The following is a 16890-nucleotide window of genomic DNA, read 5'->3' on the forward strand; positions in this document are numbered from 1 at the left end:
GCGCTACGCGGCGGCGGGCGCCTCCTCGAGCGCGGCGTCCGCCCGCTCCTCGCTGCCGGCGGCCAGGCCGCGCGCGATCTTCCCGCGCGACGCCAGCCACAGCACCACCGCGGCGGCGAACACGATGACCTCGGTGACGGTCAGCGCCCAGATGATCCCGGCGAGTCCGAACCACAGGTTGCCGGCGATGACGATCGGGATGAACAGCACGCCCTGCGCCAGCGACAGCACCATCGCGGGCAGCACCATGCCGGTCGCCTGGAACAGCGAGGTGAGCAACCCCGTGAACCCGTTCACGATGGCGGCGACGAGCTGCGCGGTCAGGATCGTCAGGCCGATCGCGAGGACCGAGTGGTCGCCGGAGAAGATCGTGAACACCTGCTCGCGGAAGGTGAAGACCGCGCCGGAGAACACGAGGACGATCGCGCCGACCGTGAAGGCGGCTCCGCGCAGGGCGGCCCGGAGACGTGCGGCGTCGCCCTTGCCGAACGCGTAGGCGAGCAGGGGCAGTACGCCGATCGTGACGCCCATCACCAGGAACTCCGGCACCTGCGCGATGCGGACCGCGACGCCCATGGCGGCGAGCGGGTCGTCGCCGTAGGCGGCGGCGAGGTTGTTGAGCACGAGCGTCGTGACGATCAGGAAGGCGGACTGCAGCAGTTCGCCGACGCCGATGCCGAAGACGGGCTTCAGGATGTCGGCACGGAGCGTGAACCACTTCGGCGCGAAGCTGACGTTCTCGCTGTTCCGCTGCAGCCAGGTCACCCAGTATGCGATCGACACGACGTTCGCGAGTCCGACGGCCAGCGCTGCACCGCCGACGCCCCAGTGCAGCACGAGGATGAAGAGCACGTCGAACACCAGGTTCCCGATGGTCGACAGGACCAGGCCGATCATCGCCTGGCGTGCGGCACCCTCGGAGCGGACGATCTGCTCGAGGGCGAACGACGAGGCGAGCACCGGGACGAACGCGAGCATCACGGCGACGTACTCGCTCGTGGCGGGGACGGCTGCTGCGTCGGCGCCGAGCACGGCGACCAGGGGGCGGAGCAACACGAGCCCGACGACGGCCAGGACCGCACCGGTGACGACGGCTCCCCACAGCGCGAACGAGGCGACGTGCTTGATGTCCTGCGCCTTGGCGGGGTCGTGCTCCGAGGCGCCGAGCAGGCGGGACATCAGGGCGCTGCCGCCGACGCCGAACACGCCGCCGACGGCCATGACGATGCCGAGCAGCGGGGTGCCGAAGGTGATCGCGGCGAGCAGCGACGTGTCGTGCTGCGAGCCGATGAAGCCGGCGTTGATGACGTTGTACAGGGCGCTGACGACCATCGCAGCGGCCATCGGCACACACAGGTGCACGAGGGCCCGGGCGATCGGGGCGGCGGAGAGGTACCAGCGGTTGGTGGCCGCGGCGGTGTTCTCGGGGGTGGTGGTGGTCATGACTGCCTCCTCGTGGGCAGGACTGAGGGCGCGACGGGATGCCGTCGCGTGCGGGGGTGGGGGCCGGGAGGCCCGTGGCGCGTCGAGCGCGCCGGTGACGTCGGTGCCGGGGCGGCGCTACCGCGTCGGTGGCGTCACCGGGTCCGCGGTGCTACCGCGTCCGCGGCGCTACCGCGTCGGCGGTGCGAGCTCTGCGGTCACCTTCTGCAGCAGGTGCCGCAGGGTGGCGCGTTCGTCCGTGTCGAGTGGTGCGAGCAGGGTGTCGTCGAGGGCGACCATCGCGTCTGTGAAGCCGGCGATGAGGTCGATGCCCGCCGGGGTGGCGTGCACCGTCTTCGTCCGACCGTTCGTGGCGTCGGGACGTCGTTCGACGAGGCCGCGCCGCTCGAGGCCCTGCAGGAGGCTCGAGACGCTGGCCGCGCTGGTCCGGGTGATCTCGGCGATGTCGCGTTGGATCGCTCCGGGGTTCTGCTGCAGGTACCCGAGCACGAAGCTCTGCTCGCGGGTGAGGTCCCGATCACGGACCCACTCGTCGGCCGCCTTGCGCTGTGCCCATCCGATCCACCGCATGAGTTCGAGCGGGGTGGTGAGATCCGGTGCCTGCATGATCAGAACTCTAACTGTTTGATATCTAACTGTCAACGAACGCGGGCTCCGGTCGCGAATGGCCCCCGGACGGGTGTGCTGGGCCATTCGGTCGGACGAGTAGATTGCAATCGAGCGGGCTCACCACCCGCGGTCGGTCCCGGCGCCCTAGCCGGGAGTCACTCGAGGATCAGGACACCACCGTGCACGATCACGACACCCACCCGCTCGACCGTCGAGTCGGCCCGCCGCACGTCGAGCGGTTCCGGCTGACGCAGAGCGCCGAGACGCTCGGCGTCGTCTGCACCTGCGCGATCGGCGTCGACCACGACAACACGATCCGGCCGGTGGACGCAGAACCCGTCCGCTGAACGCTGTGCACACCGGCGGGTGCAGCGGGATACTGGGGTGGTGCGTGAACTCCAAGCCGCCATCGCCGCGGACCTCAACGTCCAGCCGACCATCGAGCCGGAGCAGGAGATCGCCCGCCGTGTCGGGTTCCTCCGTGACTACCTGCTCACGACCGGCGCGAAGGGGTTCCTGCTCGCGATCAGCGGTGGCCAGGACTCCACGCTCGCCGGGCGTCTGACCCAGCTCGCGGTCGAGTCCCTCCGTGCCGAGGGCCACCCCGCCGAGTTCACGACCGTCCGCATGCCGTACCGCGTGCAGGCCGACGAGGACGACGCCCAGCTCGCCCTGCAGTTCATCGCAGCCGACCCGGGCATCACCGTCAACATCGAGCACGGCGTCGACGGCGTCATGCTCGACACCGCTGCCTCGGGCGTCGAGCTGAGCGACTTCGTGAAGGGCAACGTCAAGGCCCGGATGCGCATGGTCGCCCAGTACGCCGTCGCCGGCCAGCGCGGGCTGCTCGTCGTCGGGACCGACCACGCGGCCGAGGCGGTCACCGGCTTCTTCACGAAGTACGGCGACGGCGGCGTCGACCTGACGCCGCTCACCGGCCTGTCGAAGAGCCAGGGGCGGCAGCTGCTCGAGCACCTCGGAGCGCCCGCCCGCCTGTACGAGAAGGCCCCCACCGCGGACCTGCTCGACGAGACGCCCGGCCAGACCGACGAAGCGAACCTCGGGTTGTCCTACGCCGAGATCGACGCCTACCTGCAGGGGCACGACGTGCCGCTCGAGGTCGCCGAAGCGATCGAGTCGCGGTACCGCGCGACCGAGCACAAGCGCCAGGTGCCGGCGACGCCGTTCGACGACTGGTGGCGTGCGGGCGCGTAGGCGCTGACGCGACCATCGACAGGAGGCGCGCTGCAGGTGATCCTGCACTGCGCCTCCTGTCCGTCCGCGCGGTCTCCTAGGATGGGAGCCGACGGAACAACAGATGCGGAATCCAGGCTGGCGCCTGGTCCGGAGGGGGAGTCATGGAAGTCCTGTTCGCGCTCGGAGCCATCCCGCTGATCATCGTGGGGATCATCGTCCTCGCCGTGATCGCGCTGATCTACGCGAAGGTCGTGTACCGCAACGCCGGCGCCGACGAAGCGCTCATCATCACCGGCAAGCGCTCGCGCAAGGTCAAGAACGACGACGGCACCGAGACCGTCGAGTCCGGTATCAAGGTCGTGCTCGGCGCCGGCGTCCTCGTCCGACCGTTCTTCGAGAAGGTCGCGAAGCTCTCGCTCAGTTCCCGGGCGATCGACATCAACGTCAACGCGCAGGACTCCCGCGGCGTGACGATCGACGTCGAAGCGGTCGCGCTGGTCAAGGTCGGCGAGACCGACGCGTCGATCCGGGCGGCCGCGCAGCGGTTCCTCGGGCAGGAGAAGAAGATCGACGACTTCGCGCGCGAGGTCCTGTCGGGATCGCTCCGTGCGTCGATCGGTGCGACCGACGTGTCCACGATCATCCGCAACCGCGACCAGCTCACCGTCGCGGTGCTCGACGTGGCGAAGGAGGCCCTGCACAGTCAGGGGCTCGACGTCGACTCCTTCGAGATCAAGGGCATCTCGGACCGCAACGAGTACATCAGCGACCTCGGTCGTGCCGAGCGCGCCCGCGTCCGGCTCGAGGCGGAGAACGCCGAGGCGCAGGCCGACCGCGAAGCGCGAGAAGCCCGTGCCACCGCCGACCAGGCCATCGCCGAAGCCGAGAACACCCTGGCGATCCGACGTGCCGCACTGCAGCTCGACGCCGACCGGGCATCGGCCGAGGCCGCAGCCGCCGGTCCGCTCGCCCAGGCCCGTGCGGCGCAGGGCGTCGTCGAGCAGGAGCAGATCACCGCGCAGAAGCGTGCCGAGCTGCGCCGTGCCGAGCTCGAGTCCGAGGTCTCCGCCGTCGCCGAGGCGCAGGCGCGCAAGACCCGCGTCGAGGCCGAAGCGGCCGCCGGGGCCCAGGTCGAGACGGCCCGCGCCCAGGCCGAGGCCCGTCGGATCTCCGCCGAAGCGATCGCCGCCGAGGCGAAGGCCGAGTCCGAGGCGCGCAAGCTCGCCGCCGACGCCTCCCGTGCCGAAGGTGAGGCAGCGGCCGACGCGATCCGCGCCAAGGGTCAGGCCGAGGCGGACGCCACGAAGGCCCAGGCCGACGCACTCGCACAGCACTCCGAGGCCGTCCTGCGCGTCAAGGCCATCGAGACCCTGCCGAGCATCGCCCGCGAGCTCGCGGCGCCGATGGGCAACATCGACAAGCTGACCGTGGTGTCCTCCGACGGTGCCGGCGCCCTGTCGAAGAGCATCGTGAGCCAGTTCAGCGAGGTCGACGCCCTGCTCGGGACGACCGCCGGGTTCACCCTGAGCGACATCGTCAAGAGCTCGACGACAGGGCAGGCCGCCGCACGGGCCGTCGTCCGCGAGCAGTCCACCGGTGTCGTGGAGCCGACCGAGTAGTCCTCAGCGGTCCCCGGGGCGGGCGTGGCGAGGATCAGTCCTCGTCGCGCCCGTTCTCGTCGCGGCGCTCGCGCTGCTGGCCGCCGGCGTCCTCGCGCTGGTCGGCGAGCCGCTGCTGCCACACGACGCTGCGGGCCGCGCCCTCGAGGATGTCGTCGACGCTCCGTCCGGTCTGCGCCGCGAGCGCACCGCTGAGTCCGGCGGTGAGGGTCCCGCCGGCGGATGCCAGACGTTCGATCACCTGCTCCTGGCGTGGGGTCAGGGGCTCGTCGATCATCTCGTCGATGGTGTCGCGGATGTTCTGCTCGCTCGCGTCCAGTGCCGCCTCGTCACCGGAGTGCAGCGCTGCTGCCTCTCCGACGACGACGAGACCGAGGCGCGCTGCGTCGTCTTCGGGACGCGGAGTGCGGTGCTCATCAGTCATGCGGGGGACCGTACGCTCCGCGGTGCCGCGCTTGCTGGACAGACGGGGTACCCGACGCCTGTCGCCCGTCGTCAGTGCGGTGTCGTGTCCCACCGGCGGAGCAACCACTCCGCCGCGGCCAGACCCTCGCGCCGTTGGAAGTCACGGATGGTCGGCATGTTCGGCGGTGCCGGCGGCAGCGCGTGCTCGAAGAACAGTCCGGCGAGACCAGCGAGGGCGGCGTCGACCGTCGCGGCGGGCAGGCCGGCGAACACCGGGTGGGTGGCGAGGTGGTGCTCGACGTCGCTGTCCTCGCCGCGGACGAGTGTGTCGATCAGGTAGGTCAGCGGGTCGAGCCAGTGCGCGCCGATGCTCGCCCACGGCCAGTCCACGACCCAGACGACCCCGGAACCGTCGACGAGCAGGTTGTCGGCACGGCAGTCGGCGTGCACGAGGTGGTCGCCGTCGACGAGTGCCGCTGCCCGGTCGGCGGCTCGGGCGATCGCGGGTCCGGCGGTGAGGACGTGTGCCGGCACGACCTCGGCCACCCGGTCGGCCAGGGTCGGGTCGCCGAGCATCCGGTCCCAGGCGCCGAACTCGTGGCGCAGGTCTTCGGCGATCCGGGGGAGCGTGCCGAGGTCGCCGGTCGCCGGCGGCAGGGTGTCCAGCGCATCGAGCACCGCCGCGGTGTCGCTGCCGTCGAGTGCTGCCCCGGGGTGCTCGCCCTCGATGTCGTCGAGGACCAGGACGACCCACTCGTCGCCGTCCACGGCGGCGTCGAAGGCGTCCAGCAGGGGTGGCGCCTGCACCGTCGACGGCAGCTGCGCCACCACGCGGGCTTCCCGGCGGTGCAGGGCGAAGGCATCGGCGTTCCGCGATCGCGAGACCGTCTTGACGAACGCCCGTCGCCCCGTCGCCGTGACCACACGGCCGGCACTCCCCGGCGACCACCCGGCGGTCTGGGACTCGGTGGTCGTCACCGCTCCGCCGAGGGTCTGCTCCACCCGTCCGCGCAGGATCGTCGGCACGTCCGTCCACGCAGTTCGCCCCATGGCCGATGACGCTACCTGAGAAGCCGTTCACGAACATGCACGGACGGCAAGTTTGCGTTGGTAGCAAACGTGCTGATGATGTAAAGTTGCAGCGTCTGCAAGGTTGACCCGCCGTTCGACGGCCCGCCACACACGCTCCGGCGTCCCTTGCCCGCACGACGACCACCACGCACCCCTGAAGGACCCCCATGTCTACTGCCACCGCACCCGTCGAGGTGTCGCGCGGACGACACGACTCCCCGGCCAGTACGCCGGGCAAGCCGATCATGTCGCACCGTCAGATCCTGCTCGTCATCTACGGCCTCATGGCCGGCATGTTCCTGTCGTCGCTCGACCAGACGATCGTCGGCACCGCGATCCGCACCATCGGCGACGACCTGCACGGTCTCGACCAGCAGGCGTGGGTCACGACCGCGTACCTGATCGCGTCGACCATCACGACGCCGATCTACGGCAAACTCTCCGACGTCTTCGGTCGCCGCCCGCTCTACATCTTCGGCATCGCCGTCTTCATCCTCGGCTCGCTGCTCTCGACGATGTCGACCTCGATGATCATGCTCGCCGCGTTCCGCGCCTTCCAGGGCATCGGGGCCGGTGCGCTGATGTCGCTGCCGCTCGCGATCATGGGTGACATCCTCGCCCCGCGTGAGCGCGCCAAGTACCAGGGCTACTTCCTCGCTGTCTTCGGCATCTCGTCCGTGATCGGCCCGCTCATCGGTGGCCTGTTCGCCGGTGCGAGCACGATCCTCGGTGTCACCGGCTGGCGCTGGGTCTTCCTGATCAACGTGCCGATCGGCGTCGCGGCGCTCCTGATGGTCATCGCCTTCCTGCACCTGCCGAAGTTCGGTGACGCCAAGGCGAAGCCGCGCATCGACTGGTGGGGTGCCACCTCGGTGATCGCGACGCTCGTCCCGCTCCTGCTCGTGGCCGAACAGGGCCGCACCTGGGGTTGGGGTTCGGCCGGCGCCATCGCCTGCTACGTGATCGGTGCGCTCGGGCTCGTCGCCTTCCTGGTGATCGAGACCCTGATGAAGGACGACGCGATCATCCCGCTCAAGCTCTTCCGCTCGGGCACCTTCTCGATGGCCACGATCCTCGGGTTCCTGGTCGGCTTCGCGATGTTCGGCGCCATGCTGACCATCCCGCTGTACCTGCAGATCGTCACGGGGCTGACCCCGACGGAGTCCGGCTTCGCGACCCTGCCGATGATCGGTGGTCTGATGATCGCCTCGATCGCCTCGGGGCAGATCGTCGCCCGCACCGGTCGCTACCGGATCTTCCCGGTGATCGGCACGGCCCTGGTCTCGGTCGGCTACGTCGTCCTGACGTTCATGTCGATCGACAAGCCGCTCTGGTTCCTGATGATCGGCATGTTCCTGATCGGCCTCGGCCTCGGGCAGCTCATGCAGAGCATCACCCTCGCCTCGCAGAACTCCGTGCAGCCGCGGGACATGGGTGTGGCGACGTCGTCCGCCACGTTCTTCCGCCAGATCGGTGGAACGCTCGGTACGGCGGTGCTGCTCAGCATCCTGTTCTCGATCATGCCGGCGAACATCCTGCACGCCACCGCGGACCAGAAGAACCTGTCCGGTGCACTCGACGCCGCCCTGAACCCGACCGTCGCCACGGCGAAGGCGAACGCGGGCGTCATGGAGCAGATCTGGAACCCGATCGTCACCCCGGTGAAGTCGCAGGTGCAGTCCGGCCTCGACCAGGCCACCGCGCAGGTCACCGCTGCGACGACCGGCGCCCCGGAGGCCGTGCAGCAGCAGGCCCTGACCGCCGCAGCCGACAAGGCGCACGCCAGCGTGCAGGACGGCAAGCTCGTCGTCGACTGGTCCGACGCCTCGCAGCGCTCGTACTGGGTCGGTGAGCTCGCCCCCGGACTGTCGAAGCAGATCGACAAGGGAGCCGGCGACGGCAGCAGCTCGAGCAGCGAGACGAGCGACACGTCCTACCTCAACGGTGCGACCCCGGCGCTGACCAAGCCGTTCATGACCGGCTTCAACGCGTCGGCCGTGACCGTCTACTGGGTCGGCTTCGCCGTGATCCTGCTGGCGTTCATCCTCAGCTGGTTCTTCAAGGCGCCGCCGCTCCGCAAGAGCTCGGCCCTGCAGGAGCAGGCCGACCAGGCCGGCACCGCCGACGACCTCGAGGTGCAGGCCGTCAAGGCGGCCGACACGATGGGGTCGCCCACGGCACCCGTCACCGGATCGATCCCCGTGCAGCGGGACCGCGCGTAGGACCGGCCACCGGGGCCTCCCGTCACCAGACGGGAGGCCCCGACCCGCACCAGGAGCAGCAGTGAGCACGATCGAATCGCACCCGGCAGGCGACAGTGGCCTGCGCGAACGCAAGAAGCAGCAGACCCGGCACGCGATCCACCAGGCCGCACTGGCGCTGGTCTCCGACCGGGGCCTGGCCGGCGTCACGGTCGAGGAGATCTGCGCCGACGCCGGCGTCTCGCCCCGCACCTTCTTCAACTACTTCCCGTCGAAGGGCGACGCGGCACTCGGGCTCCCCGAGAGCTCGGTGCCCGAGGCGGCACGACAGGCGTTCCTGACTGCGGAGGGCCCGCTCGTGTCGGACCTCTGCGACCTCGTCGCCCGGACGGTGACACTGCCGGCGGACCGCCGTCGCATGAAGGAACTCGTGCAGGCGCGGCCGGAGATGGTGCCCGCGATGCTGCAGTGGATGGCGCGTGCCCGGCTCGCGGTGTTCACGGTCGCCGCCGAGCGCACCGACGTGGACTCCGCACGGACCGCGGTGACGCTCGTCATGGCGGCGCTCATCGAGTCGGCACACCGCTTCGCCGACGGCTCGCGCGACGAACTGGCGGACCGCCTCCGCGGTGTGGTGGCCGAGATGGGCCGGCTCGCCTCCGCCTGAGGCGCGACCGGTCGCCCCCGCTGAAGCGACAGATGCGCGCGCTCCGCTGTCGACGGTTCCGCGAAAGCGACAGATGCGCGCGCTCCACTGTCGACAGTGCCGCGAAAGCGACAGATCTCCGCGAACAGTTGGCGGGGATCTGTCGCTTTGGCGGATCGGCCACGCAAGCGCAAGCCGCGCAGCCATCCGACGACTCGGCCCCGTTCGAGACCAGAACGTGACGAAGAGTTCTCTTGACGCGCGAGACATCCGATGTTTTGATTGCCTCGTTCGGTCGACGGAGACCGGACGGCAGGAGACACGAATGAGCCGCATCACCGGTCTGCACGTGCGCGACATCCGCTTCCCGACCTCTCGGGAGCACGACGGATCCGACGCCATGAACCCCGCGCCCGACTACTCCGCCGCGTACGTCGAGATCACGACCGACGCCCTGGACGGTCACGTCGGCACGGGCTTCGTGTTCACGATCGGCCGCGGCAACGAGGTGCAGGAAGCCGCGATCGCCGCCCTGCGCGGGCACGTGGTCGGTGCCGACGCCGAAGCGGTCCTCGCCGACATGGGCGGCACCTGGCGCGCGATGGTCCACGACTCGCAGCTGCGCTGGCTCGGCCCGGAGAAGGGCGTCATGCACATGGCGATCGGCGCCGTGGTGAACGCGCTCTGGGACCTCCGGGCGAAGCGCGCGGGACAGCCGCTGTGGGCGCTGCTGGCGGACCTGAGTCCCGAGGAGCTCGTCGACCTGGTGGACTTCCGGTACCTCACCGACGCGATCACCCCCGACGAGGCGCTCGAGCTGTTCCGGGCCGCCGAACCGCACCGCGCGACCCGTCGGGCCCGGCTCGAAGCGCAGGGCTACCAGGCGTACACGACGACCCCGGGCTGGCTCGGCTACGACGACGAGAAGCTCGCCCGGCTCTGCCGCGAGGCCGTCGACGAGGGCTTCGAGCAGATAAAGCTCAAGGTCGGCGGCGACCTCGACGAGGACGTCCGCCGGATGGGCATCGCCCGCGCCACGGTCGGCCCCGACATCCGCATCGCGGTCGACGCCAACCAGCGGTGGGACGTCGACGAGGCCGTCACCTGGATCGAACGGCTGAGCCCGTTCGACCTCGCCTGGGTCGAGGAACCCACGAGCCCCGACGACGTCCTCGGGCACGCCGAGATCGCCCGGCGCATCGCCCCGATCCCGGTCGCGACCGGCGAGCACATGGCCAACCGGGTGATCGCGAAGCAGCTCATCCAGGCCGGGTCGATGAGCGTGCTGCAGATCGATGCCACCCGGGTCGCGGGGGTGAACGAGAACCTCGCGATCCTGCTGCTCGCCGCGAAGCACGGCGTCCGGGTGTGCCCGCACGCCGGCGGGGTCGGCCTGTGCGAGGCGGTGCAGCACCTGTCGATGTTCGACGCCGTCGCGCTGACGGGCGACCTCGACACCCGCTGCATCGAGTTCGTCGACCACCTGCACGAGCACTTCGTGACCCCGGTGGACGTCCACGACGGCCGCTACTGGCCGCCGACCGCTCCGGGAGCCGGCACCGAGATGCTCGCCGACTCCCTCGACGCCTACGCGTTCCCGGACGGCCCGGCCTGGGCCGTCGTCGACACCGAGACGGTCCCCGACGCGGTCCGCGTCGCCTGATCCAGCAAGCCAGCAAGCCAGCAAGCCAGCCAGCAAGCCGGCAAGCCAGCAATCCACCCCACACACCCCATCACCACGACGAAGTGGAGACTCCGATGCAACGACGACGCATCATCACCGGGCTCGCGGCAGCAGCTGCCGCGGCCCTCGTGCTCACCGGCTGTTCCTCCGGCAGCAGTGCCGGTGGAAGCCAGTCGAAGGACGCCCTGACCTGGTCCATGTGGATCGCCGGGAAGGAGGACAAGGCCGCCTGGCAGAAGGTCGCCGACACCGTGAAGAGCGAGGACGACATCACCCTGACGATCCAGGGCGCGCCGTTCGAGAACTACTTCACGAAGCTCAGCACGCAGTTGAGTGCCGGCGGCGCGCAGTGCGTCGTGAGCATGCAGTCGCTCCGCACCGCGAACTACACGTCGTCGCTGCTGCCGCTCGACGACCTCGCGAAGCAGGACGGCACCGACCTGTCCGCGTTCGACAGCACCGCGCTCGACGGCATGAAGGTCGACGGGAAGCTCTACGGCCTGCCCTACGACACCGGGCCCATCATGATGTTCTACAACAAGGACGTCTTCACGAAGGCGGGCGTGGCCGAGCCGAAGCCGGGATGGACCGTCGACGACTTCGAGGCGGCGGGCGCCGCGCTCAAGGCGAAGGGCGTCACCATGTTCGGTTCGACGGTGGGCGACCTCAACCTCGAGTCGATGGTCTACGGCTACAACGGTGGCCGGGTGATCACGTCCGACGGCGAGCTCGACGCGTCGAACGCGAAGTTCGCGGACGGCCTCGACTGGCTCTCGACACTGGTGAAGAAGGGCTACGCGACGCAGGCGTCGTCAGACGCCTCGACACCCGGCAACGACTTCGCCGCCGGCAAGGTCGCCATGTACACCGACGGTCCGTGGTCGCTCATCAGCCAGAAGGCCAAGGTGAAGTTCGACCTCGGGGTCACGACACTCCCCGCGGGGACGTCCGGTCCGTCGACCTTCGCCGCCGGCTCCGGCTTCGGTGTCTCGAAGCAGTGCAAGTACCCGGAGCAGGCGTTCAAGGCCGTCCAGACGATGACCAGCGAGAAGGTCCTGACGTCGCTCGCCGAAGCGGGACGAGCCTTCCCCGGCCGCACTGCTGCCCAGTCGGCGTGGTACTCGAGCGCCGGCATCGACGGCGCCGAGGCCGCGCTCAAGGCGGGACTCGCCAAGTCCTCGCCGCTCCTCGGGAACAAGCAGAGCGACCAGCTCTCCCAGCTGTTCACGCAGTACGCCCTGCAGGCGGTGAACGGGCAGACCTCCGGCAAGGAGACGATGTCCTCCATCGCCGGCCAGCTCGGAACGCAGTGACCAGCTGAACCAATGAGCGGACTGGAGGCCCGTTGCGGCCCCGCCACGGGCCTCCCGTCCGATCCATCCCCTGTTCAGGACCGCGCGAACGACGAGGAGGTCGTCGCATGACCACCATCCAGGACCCACCGGCCGAAGCGGCCGTCCCCGCGGTCGCGACCGCGATCGCGGTCGGAGCCGCCACCCCACGGCGGAAGGACGGCGAGGACACGAGCGCGCTCGGGCGCCGCTCCTGGTGGGGCGCCGCGTTCGCTGCACCGCACTCGATCGGACTCGTCGTGTTCACGGCGTTCCCGATCGTCGCCTCACTCGTCGTCAGCTTCATGAACTGGCCCATGCTCGGCGAGCGCAGTTGGGCTGGCATCGAGAACTACACCCGGCTCTTCGCCGATCCGGTCTTCCGCACCGTCGCCCTCAACACGGCGCTGTTCGTGGTGCTCTACGTGCCCCTCAACCTGGTCGTGTCGCTCGGGCTCGCCGCCTGGCTGACGCCGCGGATCGCCGGCCGGCACGTCTTCCGCGTCCTGTTCTTCATCCCGACCATCACACCGATCGTCGCGAACGTCGTGGTGTGGCGGATGCTGTACCAGCCCGGGGGAGCGATCGACGCGTCACTGCAGTCCACCGTGGGCGTGCACGCGCCGAACTTCCTCGCCGACGAGCACTGGGCGATGCTCGCCATCGTCGCGATGAGCGTCTGGCAGGGCTTCGGCTACAACATGCTGATCTTCTCGGCGGCGCTCGACGCCGTGCCGGAGAACCAGATCGAGGCCTCGCAGCTCGACGGCGCGAACGCCTGGCAGACCTTCTGGGCCATCAAGTTCCCGCTCATCTCGCCGTCCGTGTTCTTCGCGACGATGATGACGCTGATCACCTCGTTCCAGGTGTTCGTGCAGCCGTTCGTCCTCACCAAGGGCGGGCCGGGCACCGCGACGGAGACCCTCGTGCAGTACATCTACAACACCGGCTTCCAGAACCAGCAGCTCGGTCTGGCCTCGGCCGGCGCCTGGGTGCTGTTCGTCATCATCCTCGGGATCACGGCCGTCCAGTTCCTCGGGCAGAAGCGGTGGGTGCACTATGAGTGAAGCGGTCCGCGGGCACGTCGGTGCCACCACGTCGAACCGGACGGTCAACCCCCGTGCCGTCGCCAGGACGAAGTCCGCGCCACGACCGGGGCGGGTCCGGCACGCGATCGGGTACGCCCTGCTCTGCCTCGTGACACTCCTGTTCGTCTCGCCGCTCATCTACATGGTCGCGACGAGCCTCAAGCCCGCCGACCAGGTGTTCACCACCCCGCCGACGCTCTGGGGTCGCTCGCTCGAGTGGGACAACTACGTGCAGGCGTTCACCTACCTGCCGTTCGCCCGCTTCATCCTCAACGGCGTGTTCGTCGCGGCGGTCGGGACAGCCATCAACGTCGCCGTGGCCGTGCTCTCCGGGTACGCGTTCTCACGGTTGCGCTGGCGCGGCCGGAACACGGTGTTCCTGCTGTTCCTCGTCACGCTGATGATCCCGCAGGACGTCCTCGTCATCCCGATGTACGTGATGATGCAGGGCTTCGGCTGGGTCGACACGTTCCAGGCACTCATCATCCCGTGGGCGTTCACGGCCCTCGGCGCGTTCCTGGTCCGGCAGTTCTTCCTGACCGTTCCGCAGGAACTCGACGACGCCGCCCGGGTCGACGGGGCTGGCGCGATCCGGACCTTCTTCTCGGTGATGATGCCGCTCGCCCGACCGACCATGGCCGTCCTCGCGGTGTTCTCGTTCATCTCGTACTGGAACTCGTTCCTCTGGCCCCTCGTCATCGTCAACGACGTCGAGGCCCGGGGCACCATCCCACTCGGCCTGCAGCAGTTCTTCGGCCAGCAGGGCTCCGAGTGGAACCTCGTGATGGCGGCGTCGGTGATCTCGATGCTGCCCACCGTGATCCTGCTCATCCTGCTGCAGAAGCACCTCGTCAAGGGCATCGTCACCAGCGGCCTCGGCGGCCGGTGACACCCCTCCCCCCTCTGAAAGGAACACTGGCCTCATGACCATCACCGCACCTGCAGAGCCGCAGACCGCGACCGACGCGAGCGGCCTGCCCGCCTGGTTCACCCACGACCGGTTCGGCATGTTCATCCACTGGGGGCTGTACGCCCTGCCGGCACGGCACGAGTGGGTGAAGAACCGCGAACGGATCACCGACGCCGACTACCAGAAGTACTTCGACCACTTCGACCCCGACCTGTTCGACGCCGCCGACTGGGCCCGCCGTGCTCGCGAAGCCGGCATGAAGTACGTCGTGCTCACCACGAAGCACCACGAGGGCTTCTGCCTCTGGGACAGCAAGCTCACCGACTACAAGTCCACCAACACCCCGTTCGGCCGCGACATCGTGCGCGAGTTCGTCGACGCCGTCCGGGCCGAGGGACTGCGGGTCGGCTTCTACCACTCGCTCATCGACTGGCACCACCCGGACTTCACCGTCGACGGCGTGCACCCGAGGCGCGACGACTCGCCCGAGGAGATCGAGGCGTTCAACCAGGGCCGCGACATGTCGCGCTACCGGGAGTACCTGCACGGGCAGGTCGAGGAGCTGCTCACCGACTACGGGCAGGTCGACTACCTGTTCTACGACTTCTCGTACCGGGACAACGACCACGAGGACATCTGGGGCGGCAAGGGTCGCGACGACTGGGGATCCTCGGAGCTGCTCGAACTGACCAGACGGCTCCAGCCCGGCATCATCGTCAACGACCGGCTCGACCTGCCGGGCGACATCGTGACCCCGGAGCAGTACCAGCCGGACAAGCCGATGGAGGTCGACGGCGCCCAGGTGCCGTGGGAGGCCTGCCAGACGCTCAACGGGTCGTGGGGCTACGACCGCGACAACGTGAACCTCAAGCCCGTCGACCTGCTCGTCCGCATGCTCGTCGACGGCGTCTCGAACAACGGGAACATGCTGCTCAACATCGGGCCCACCGGCCGTGGCGAGTTCGACGGGGTCTCGCGCCAGACCCTCGACGGCATCGGGACGTGGATGCACCAGCACGCCCGGTCCGTCTACGGCGCCGGGCCGTCGTCGTTCGTCGCGCCGCGGAACACCGTGTACACGCAGAACGGCAACCGCCTGTACCTGCACCTGTTCGCATGGCCGTTCGAGCACGTGCACCTGCCCGACCTGGCCGGCCGAGTCGCCTACGCCCAGCTGCTCAACGACGCGTCGGAGCTGCACTTCCGCGAGATCCCGCCGGGGACCCGTGCGCAGAACACCGGGCTCGGCGGGCAGCCGGCGGGGACGCTGACGCTCACGCTGCCGATCGTGCGACCCGACGTCGCCGTGCCGGTGGTCGAACTGTTCCTGCGCGACTGATGCAGCGCATCCTGTCGAGGACCCGGCTGCGCAGCGGGACGGAGGCGGAGTACGAGCGCGTGCACGCCGCCGTCCCGCCCGCGCTCGTCGACCGACTCCGGGCAGCCGGGGTGTCGAACTGGAGCATCTGGCGCGACGGCCAGGACCTGGTCCACCTCATCGAGGTGTCCGACTACCGGGCGATGCGACGCTCACTGGCGGACGACCCGGTCAACGCCGAGTGGCAGGAGACCATCAACCCGCTGCTCGAAGCCGACGACGACTACTCGGGGAACGACGACGGGATCCCGCTCGTCTGGACCCTGGAAGGACAGGGATGACCGACCTCGACCGCGGTCCGTTCTGGTTCGGCGGCGCCGGCATCGGGAACCTGCTGCGCCCGGTGTCCGACGACGACGCCCGTGCCACGGTCGACGCCGCCTGGGACGCCGGCGTGCGCGGGTTCGACACCGCGCCGCACTACGGCCTCGGGCTGTCGGAGCGGCGGCTCGGGGCGGCGCTCGCCGACCGTCCGCGCGACTCGTTCCTGGTGTCGACGAAGGTCGGGCGGCTGCTCGTCCCCGGGCGTGGCGACGGGGACGACCTGGCCTCCGGCGGGTTCGCGGTGCCGAACGACACCGTGCGGCAGTGGGACCCCTCACCGTCGGGTGTTCGGCGGTCGTTGGACGAGTCGCTCGGGCGGCTCGGACTCGACCACGTCGACGTCGCGTACCTGCACGACCCCGACGTCTACTCGCTCGAGGACGGCCTGACGCAGGCGCTGCCGACGCTCGCCGAGCTGCGGGACGAGGGGGTGGTCCGCGCCGTCGGCGTCGGGTCGAACTCGGTCGAGGCCCTCGACGCCGCGGTGTCCACCGGGCTGTGCGACGTGGTCATGCTCGCGGGCCGGTACACGCTCCTGGAACAACCCGCGGCGGAGCTCGTCGCCCGGTGCGCCTCGCTCGGCGTCGCGGTCGTCGCGGTCGGGGTCTACAACTCGGGACTGCTCGGGCGAGACCGGCCGGACGCCACGGCGACGTACGACTACGCCACGGCACCGGCGGCACTCGTCGCGCGGGCGAACGCGATCGCCGACGTCTGCGAGCGGCACGGGGTCACGCTGCCCGAGGCGGCGCTGGCGTTCCCGCGCCGTGCGGCTGCGGTGGCCGCGATCGCCCTCGGCGTGCAGTCCGCCGCGCAGGTGCGCTCCAACGTCGAGCGGGTGGCGGCCGTGGTGCCGGAGGCCCTGTGGGACGACCTCCGCGCGGCGGGCCTGCTGCACGACTGACGTCCCTGCCGAAACGACACCAGGTTCCGGACACCGCACCAGGCGTTTCCGCGGTGCTGTGTCCGGAACCTGGTTCCGGC

At 69.8% G+C, this 16890-nt stretch carries 16 protein-coding genes; 12 read left to right on the forward strand and 4 right to left on the reverse strand.

Annotated elements, in window-relative coordinates:
* Positions 1-3: 3 nt before the first annotated feature.
* Together EDF31_RS10490 and EDF31_RS10495 are read right to left on the reverse strand one after the other, a co-directional pair.
* Complete coding sequence (locus EDF31_RS10490; protein ID WP_131846079.1) at positions 4-1443, reverse strand: MATE family efflux transporter; 1440 nt, start codon at positions 1441-1443, stop codon at positions 4-6.
* Positions 1444-1611: 168 nt separating this feature from the next.
* Positions 1612-2049, reverse strand: a complete 438-nt coding sequence (locus EDF31_RS10495; protein WP_123340836.1) for a MarR family transcriptional regulator — start codon at positions 2047-2049, stop codon at positions 1612-1614.
* 182 nt (positions 2050-2231) lie between these two features.
* Between EDF31_RS10495 and EDF31_RS19960 the strand changes: the two genes are divergently transcribed.
* The 3 genes from EDF31_RS19960 to EDF31_RS10505 all read left to right on the forward strand — a co-directional run bounded on the left by EDF31_RS19960 (position 2232) and on the right by EDF31_RS10505 (position 4868).
* A complete protein-coding gene (locus EDF31_RS19960; protein WP_165901387.1) occupies positions 2232-2399 on the forward strand; it encodes a hypothetical protein in 168 nt (55 codons plus the stop codon).
* Between the two features lie 40 nt (positions 2400-2439).
* A complete protein-coding gene (gene nadE / locus EDF31_RS10500; RefSeq protein WP_123293421.1) occupies positions 2440-3267 on the forward strand; it encodes an ammonia-dependent NAD(+) synthetase in 828 nt (275 codons plus the stop codon).
* 143 nt (positions 3268-3410) lie between these two features.
* Positions 3411-4868, forward strand: coding sequence for an SPFH domain-containing protein (locus EDF31_RS10505; protein WP_123293329.1), 1458 nt, complete (start codon positions 3411-3413; stop codon positions 4866-4868).
* Positions 4869-4902: 34 nt separating this feature from the next.
* On the opposite strand, the gene EDF31_RS10510 is transcribed toward EDF31_RS10505, so the two are convergent.
* Entirely contained in the window at positions 4903-5292 is a 390-nt protein-coding gene (locus EDF31_RS10510; RefSeq protein ID WP_123293330.1) for a hypothetical protein, read from the reverse strand.
* 71 nt (positions 5293-5363) lie between these two features.
* Complete coding sequence (locus EDF31_RS10515; RefSeq protein ID WP_131846080.1) at positions 5364-6323, reverse strand: phosphotransferase; 960 nt, start codon at positions 6321-6323, stop codon at positions 5364-5366.
* 188 nt (positions 6324-6511) lie between these two features.
* Between EDF31_RS10515 and EDF31_RS10520 the strand changes: the two genes are divergently transcribed.
* The 9 genes from EDF31_RS10520 to EDF31_RS10560 all read left to right on the forward strand — a co-directional run bounded on the left by EDF31_RS10520 (position 6512) and on the right by EDF31_RS10560 (position 16810).
* On the forward strand, positions 6512-8566 hold the full coding sequence (locus EDF31_RS10520) for an MDR family MFS transporter (protein WP_131846081.1): 2055 nt from the start codon (positions 6512-6514) through the stop codon (positions 8564-8566).
* A gap of 61 nt (positions 8567-8627) precedes the next feature.
* A complete protein-coding gene (locus tag EDF31_RS10525) occupies positions 8628-9212 on the forward strand; it encodes a TetR family transcriptional regulator (protein ID WP_123293333.1) in 585 nt (194 codons plus the stop codon).
* 304 nt (positions 9213-9516) lie between these two features.
* Positions 9517-10854 carry an enolase C-terminal domain-like protein gene (locus EDF31_RS10530; RefSeq protein WP_123293334.1) on the forward strand — a complete coding sequence of 446 codons (1338 nt, stop codon included), beginning with the start codon at positions 9517-9519 and terminating at the stop codon, positions 10852-10854.
* A 95-nt stretch (positions 10855-10949) separates the two neighbouring features.
* The gene (locus EDF31_RS10535; RefSeq protein WP_243649969.1) at positions 10950-12188 is read left to right on the forward strand and encodes a sugar ABC transporter substrate-binding protein; all 1239 of its coding nucleotides are present in this window, start codon (positions 10950-10952) and stop codon (positions 12186-12188) included.
* 107 nt (positions 12189-12295) lie between these two features.
* Positions 12296-13273, forward strand: coding sequence for a sugar ABC transporter permease (locus EDF31_RS10540; RefSeq protein WP_131846083.1), 978 nt, complete (start codon positions 12296-12298; stop codon positions 13271-13273).
* The gene (locus tag EDF31_RS10545) at positions 13266-14183 is read left to right on the forward strand and encodes a carbohydrate ABC transporter permease (RefSeq protein WP_131846084.1); all 918 of its coding nucleotides are present in this window, start codon (positions 13266-13268) and stop codon (positions 14181-14183) included. Before EDF31_RS10540 ends, EDF31_RS10545 begins: the two co-directional genes overlap by 8 nt.
* Before the next feature lie 34 nt (positions 14184-14217).
* Positions 14218-15543 carry an alpha-L-fucosidase gene (locus EDF31_RS10550; protein WP_111086327.1) on the forward strand — a complete coding sequence of 442 codons (1326 nt, stop codon included), beginning with the start codon at positions 14218-14220 and terminating at the stop codon, positions 15541-15543.
* Positions 15543-15863 carry an L-rhamnose mutarotase gene (locus EDF31_RS10555; RefSeq protein WP_123293339.1) on the forward strand — a complete coding sequence of 107 codons (321 nt, stop codon included), beginning with the start codon at positions 15543-15545 and terminating at the stop codon, positions 15861-15863. Before EDF31_RS10550 ends, EDF31_RS10555 begins: the two co-directional genes overlap by 1 nt.
* Positions 15860-16810, forward strand: a complete 951-nt coding sequence (locus tag EDF31_RS10560) for an aldo/keto reductase (RefSeq protein ID WP_131846085.1) — start codon at positions 15860-15862, stop codon at positions 16808-16810. Before EDF31_RS10555 ends, EDF31_RS10560 begins: the two co-directional genes overlap by 4 nt.
* Positions 16811-16890: the final 80 nt, after the last annotated feature.

The organism is Curtobacterium sp. PhB142 (assembly GCF_004341255.1).
GTDB lineage: Bacteria > Actinomycetota > Actinomycetes > Actinomycetales > Microbacteriaceae > Curtobacterium.

Excerpts from the sequence above, each read along its gene's own strand:
- EDF31_RS10490 (WP_131846079.1), bottom strand. The coding sequence starts at position 1,443 with ATGACCACCACCACCCCCGAGAACACCGCCGCGGCCACCAACCGCTGG.
- EDF31_RS10495 (WP_123340836.1), bottom strand. The coding sequence starts at position 2,049 with ATGCAGGCACCGGATCTCACCACCCCGCTCGAACTCATGCGGTGGATC.
- EDF31_RS10505 (WP_123293329.1), top strand. The coding sequence starts at position 3,411 with ATGGAAGTCCTGTTCGCGCTCGGAGCCATCCCGCTGATCATCGTGGGG.
- EDF31_RS10510 (WP_123293330.1), bottom strand. The coding sequence starts at position 5,292 with ATGACTGATGAGCACCGCACTCCGCGTCCCGAAGACGACGCAGCGCGC.
- EDF31_RS10515 (WP_131846080.1), bottom strand. The coding sequence starts at position 6,323 with ATGGGGCGAACTGCGTGGACGGACGTGCCGACGATCCTGCGCGGACGG.
- EDF31_RS10520 (WP_131846081.1), top strand. The coding sequence starts at position 6,512 with ATGTCTACTGCCACCGCACCCGTCGAGGTGTCGCGCGGACGACACGAC.
- EDF31_RS10530 (WP_123293334.1), top strand. The coding sequence starts at position 9,517 with ATGAGCCGCATCACCGGTCTGCACGTGCGCGACATCCGCTTCCCGACC.
- EDF31_RS10535 (WP_243649969.1), top strand. The coding sequence starts at position 10,950 with ATGCAACGACGACGCATCATCACCGGGCTCGCGGCAGCAGCTGCCGCG.
- EDF31_RS10540 (WP_131846083.1), top strand. The coding sequence starts at position 12,296 with ATGACCACCATCCAGGACCCACCGGCCGAAGCGGCCGTCCCCGCGGTC.
- EDF31_RS10545 (WP_131846084.1), top strand. The coding sequence starts at position 13,266 with ATGAGTGAAGCGGTCCGCGGGCACGTCGGTGCCACCACGTCGAACCGG.
- EDF31_RS10550 (WP_111086327.1), top strand. The coding sequence starts at position 14,218 with ATGACCATCACCGCACCTGCAGAGCCGCAGACCGCGACCGACGCGAGC.
- EDF31_RS10555 (WP_123293339.1), top strand. The coding sequence starts at position 15,543 with ATGCAGCGCATCCTGTCGAGGACCCGGCTGCGCAGCGGGACGGAGGCG.
- EDF31_RS10560 (WP_131846085.1), top strand. The coding sequence starts at position 15,860 with ATGACCGACCTCGACCGCGGTCCGTTCTGGTTCGGCGGCGCCGGCATC.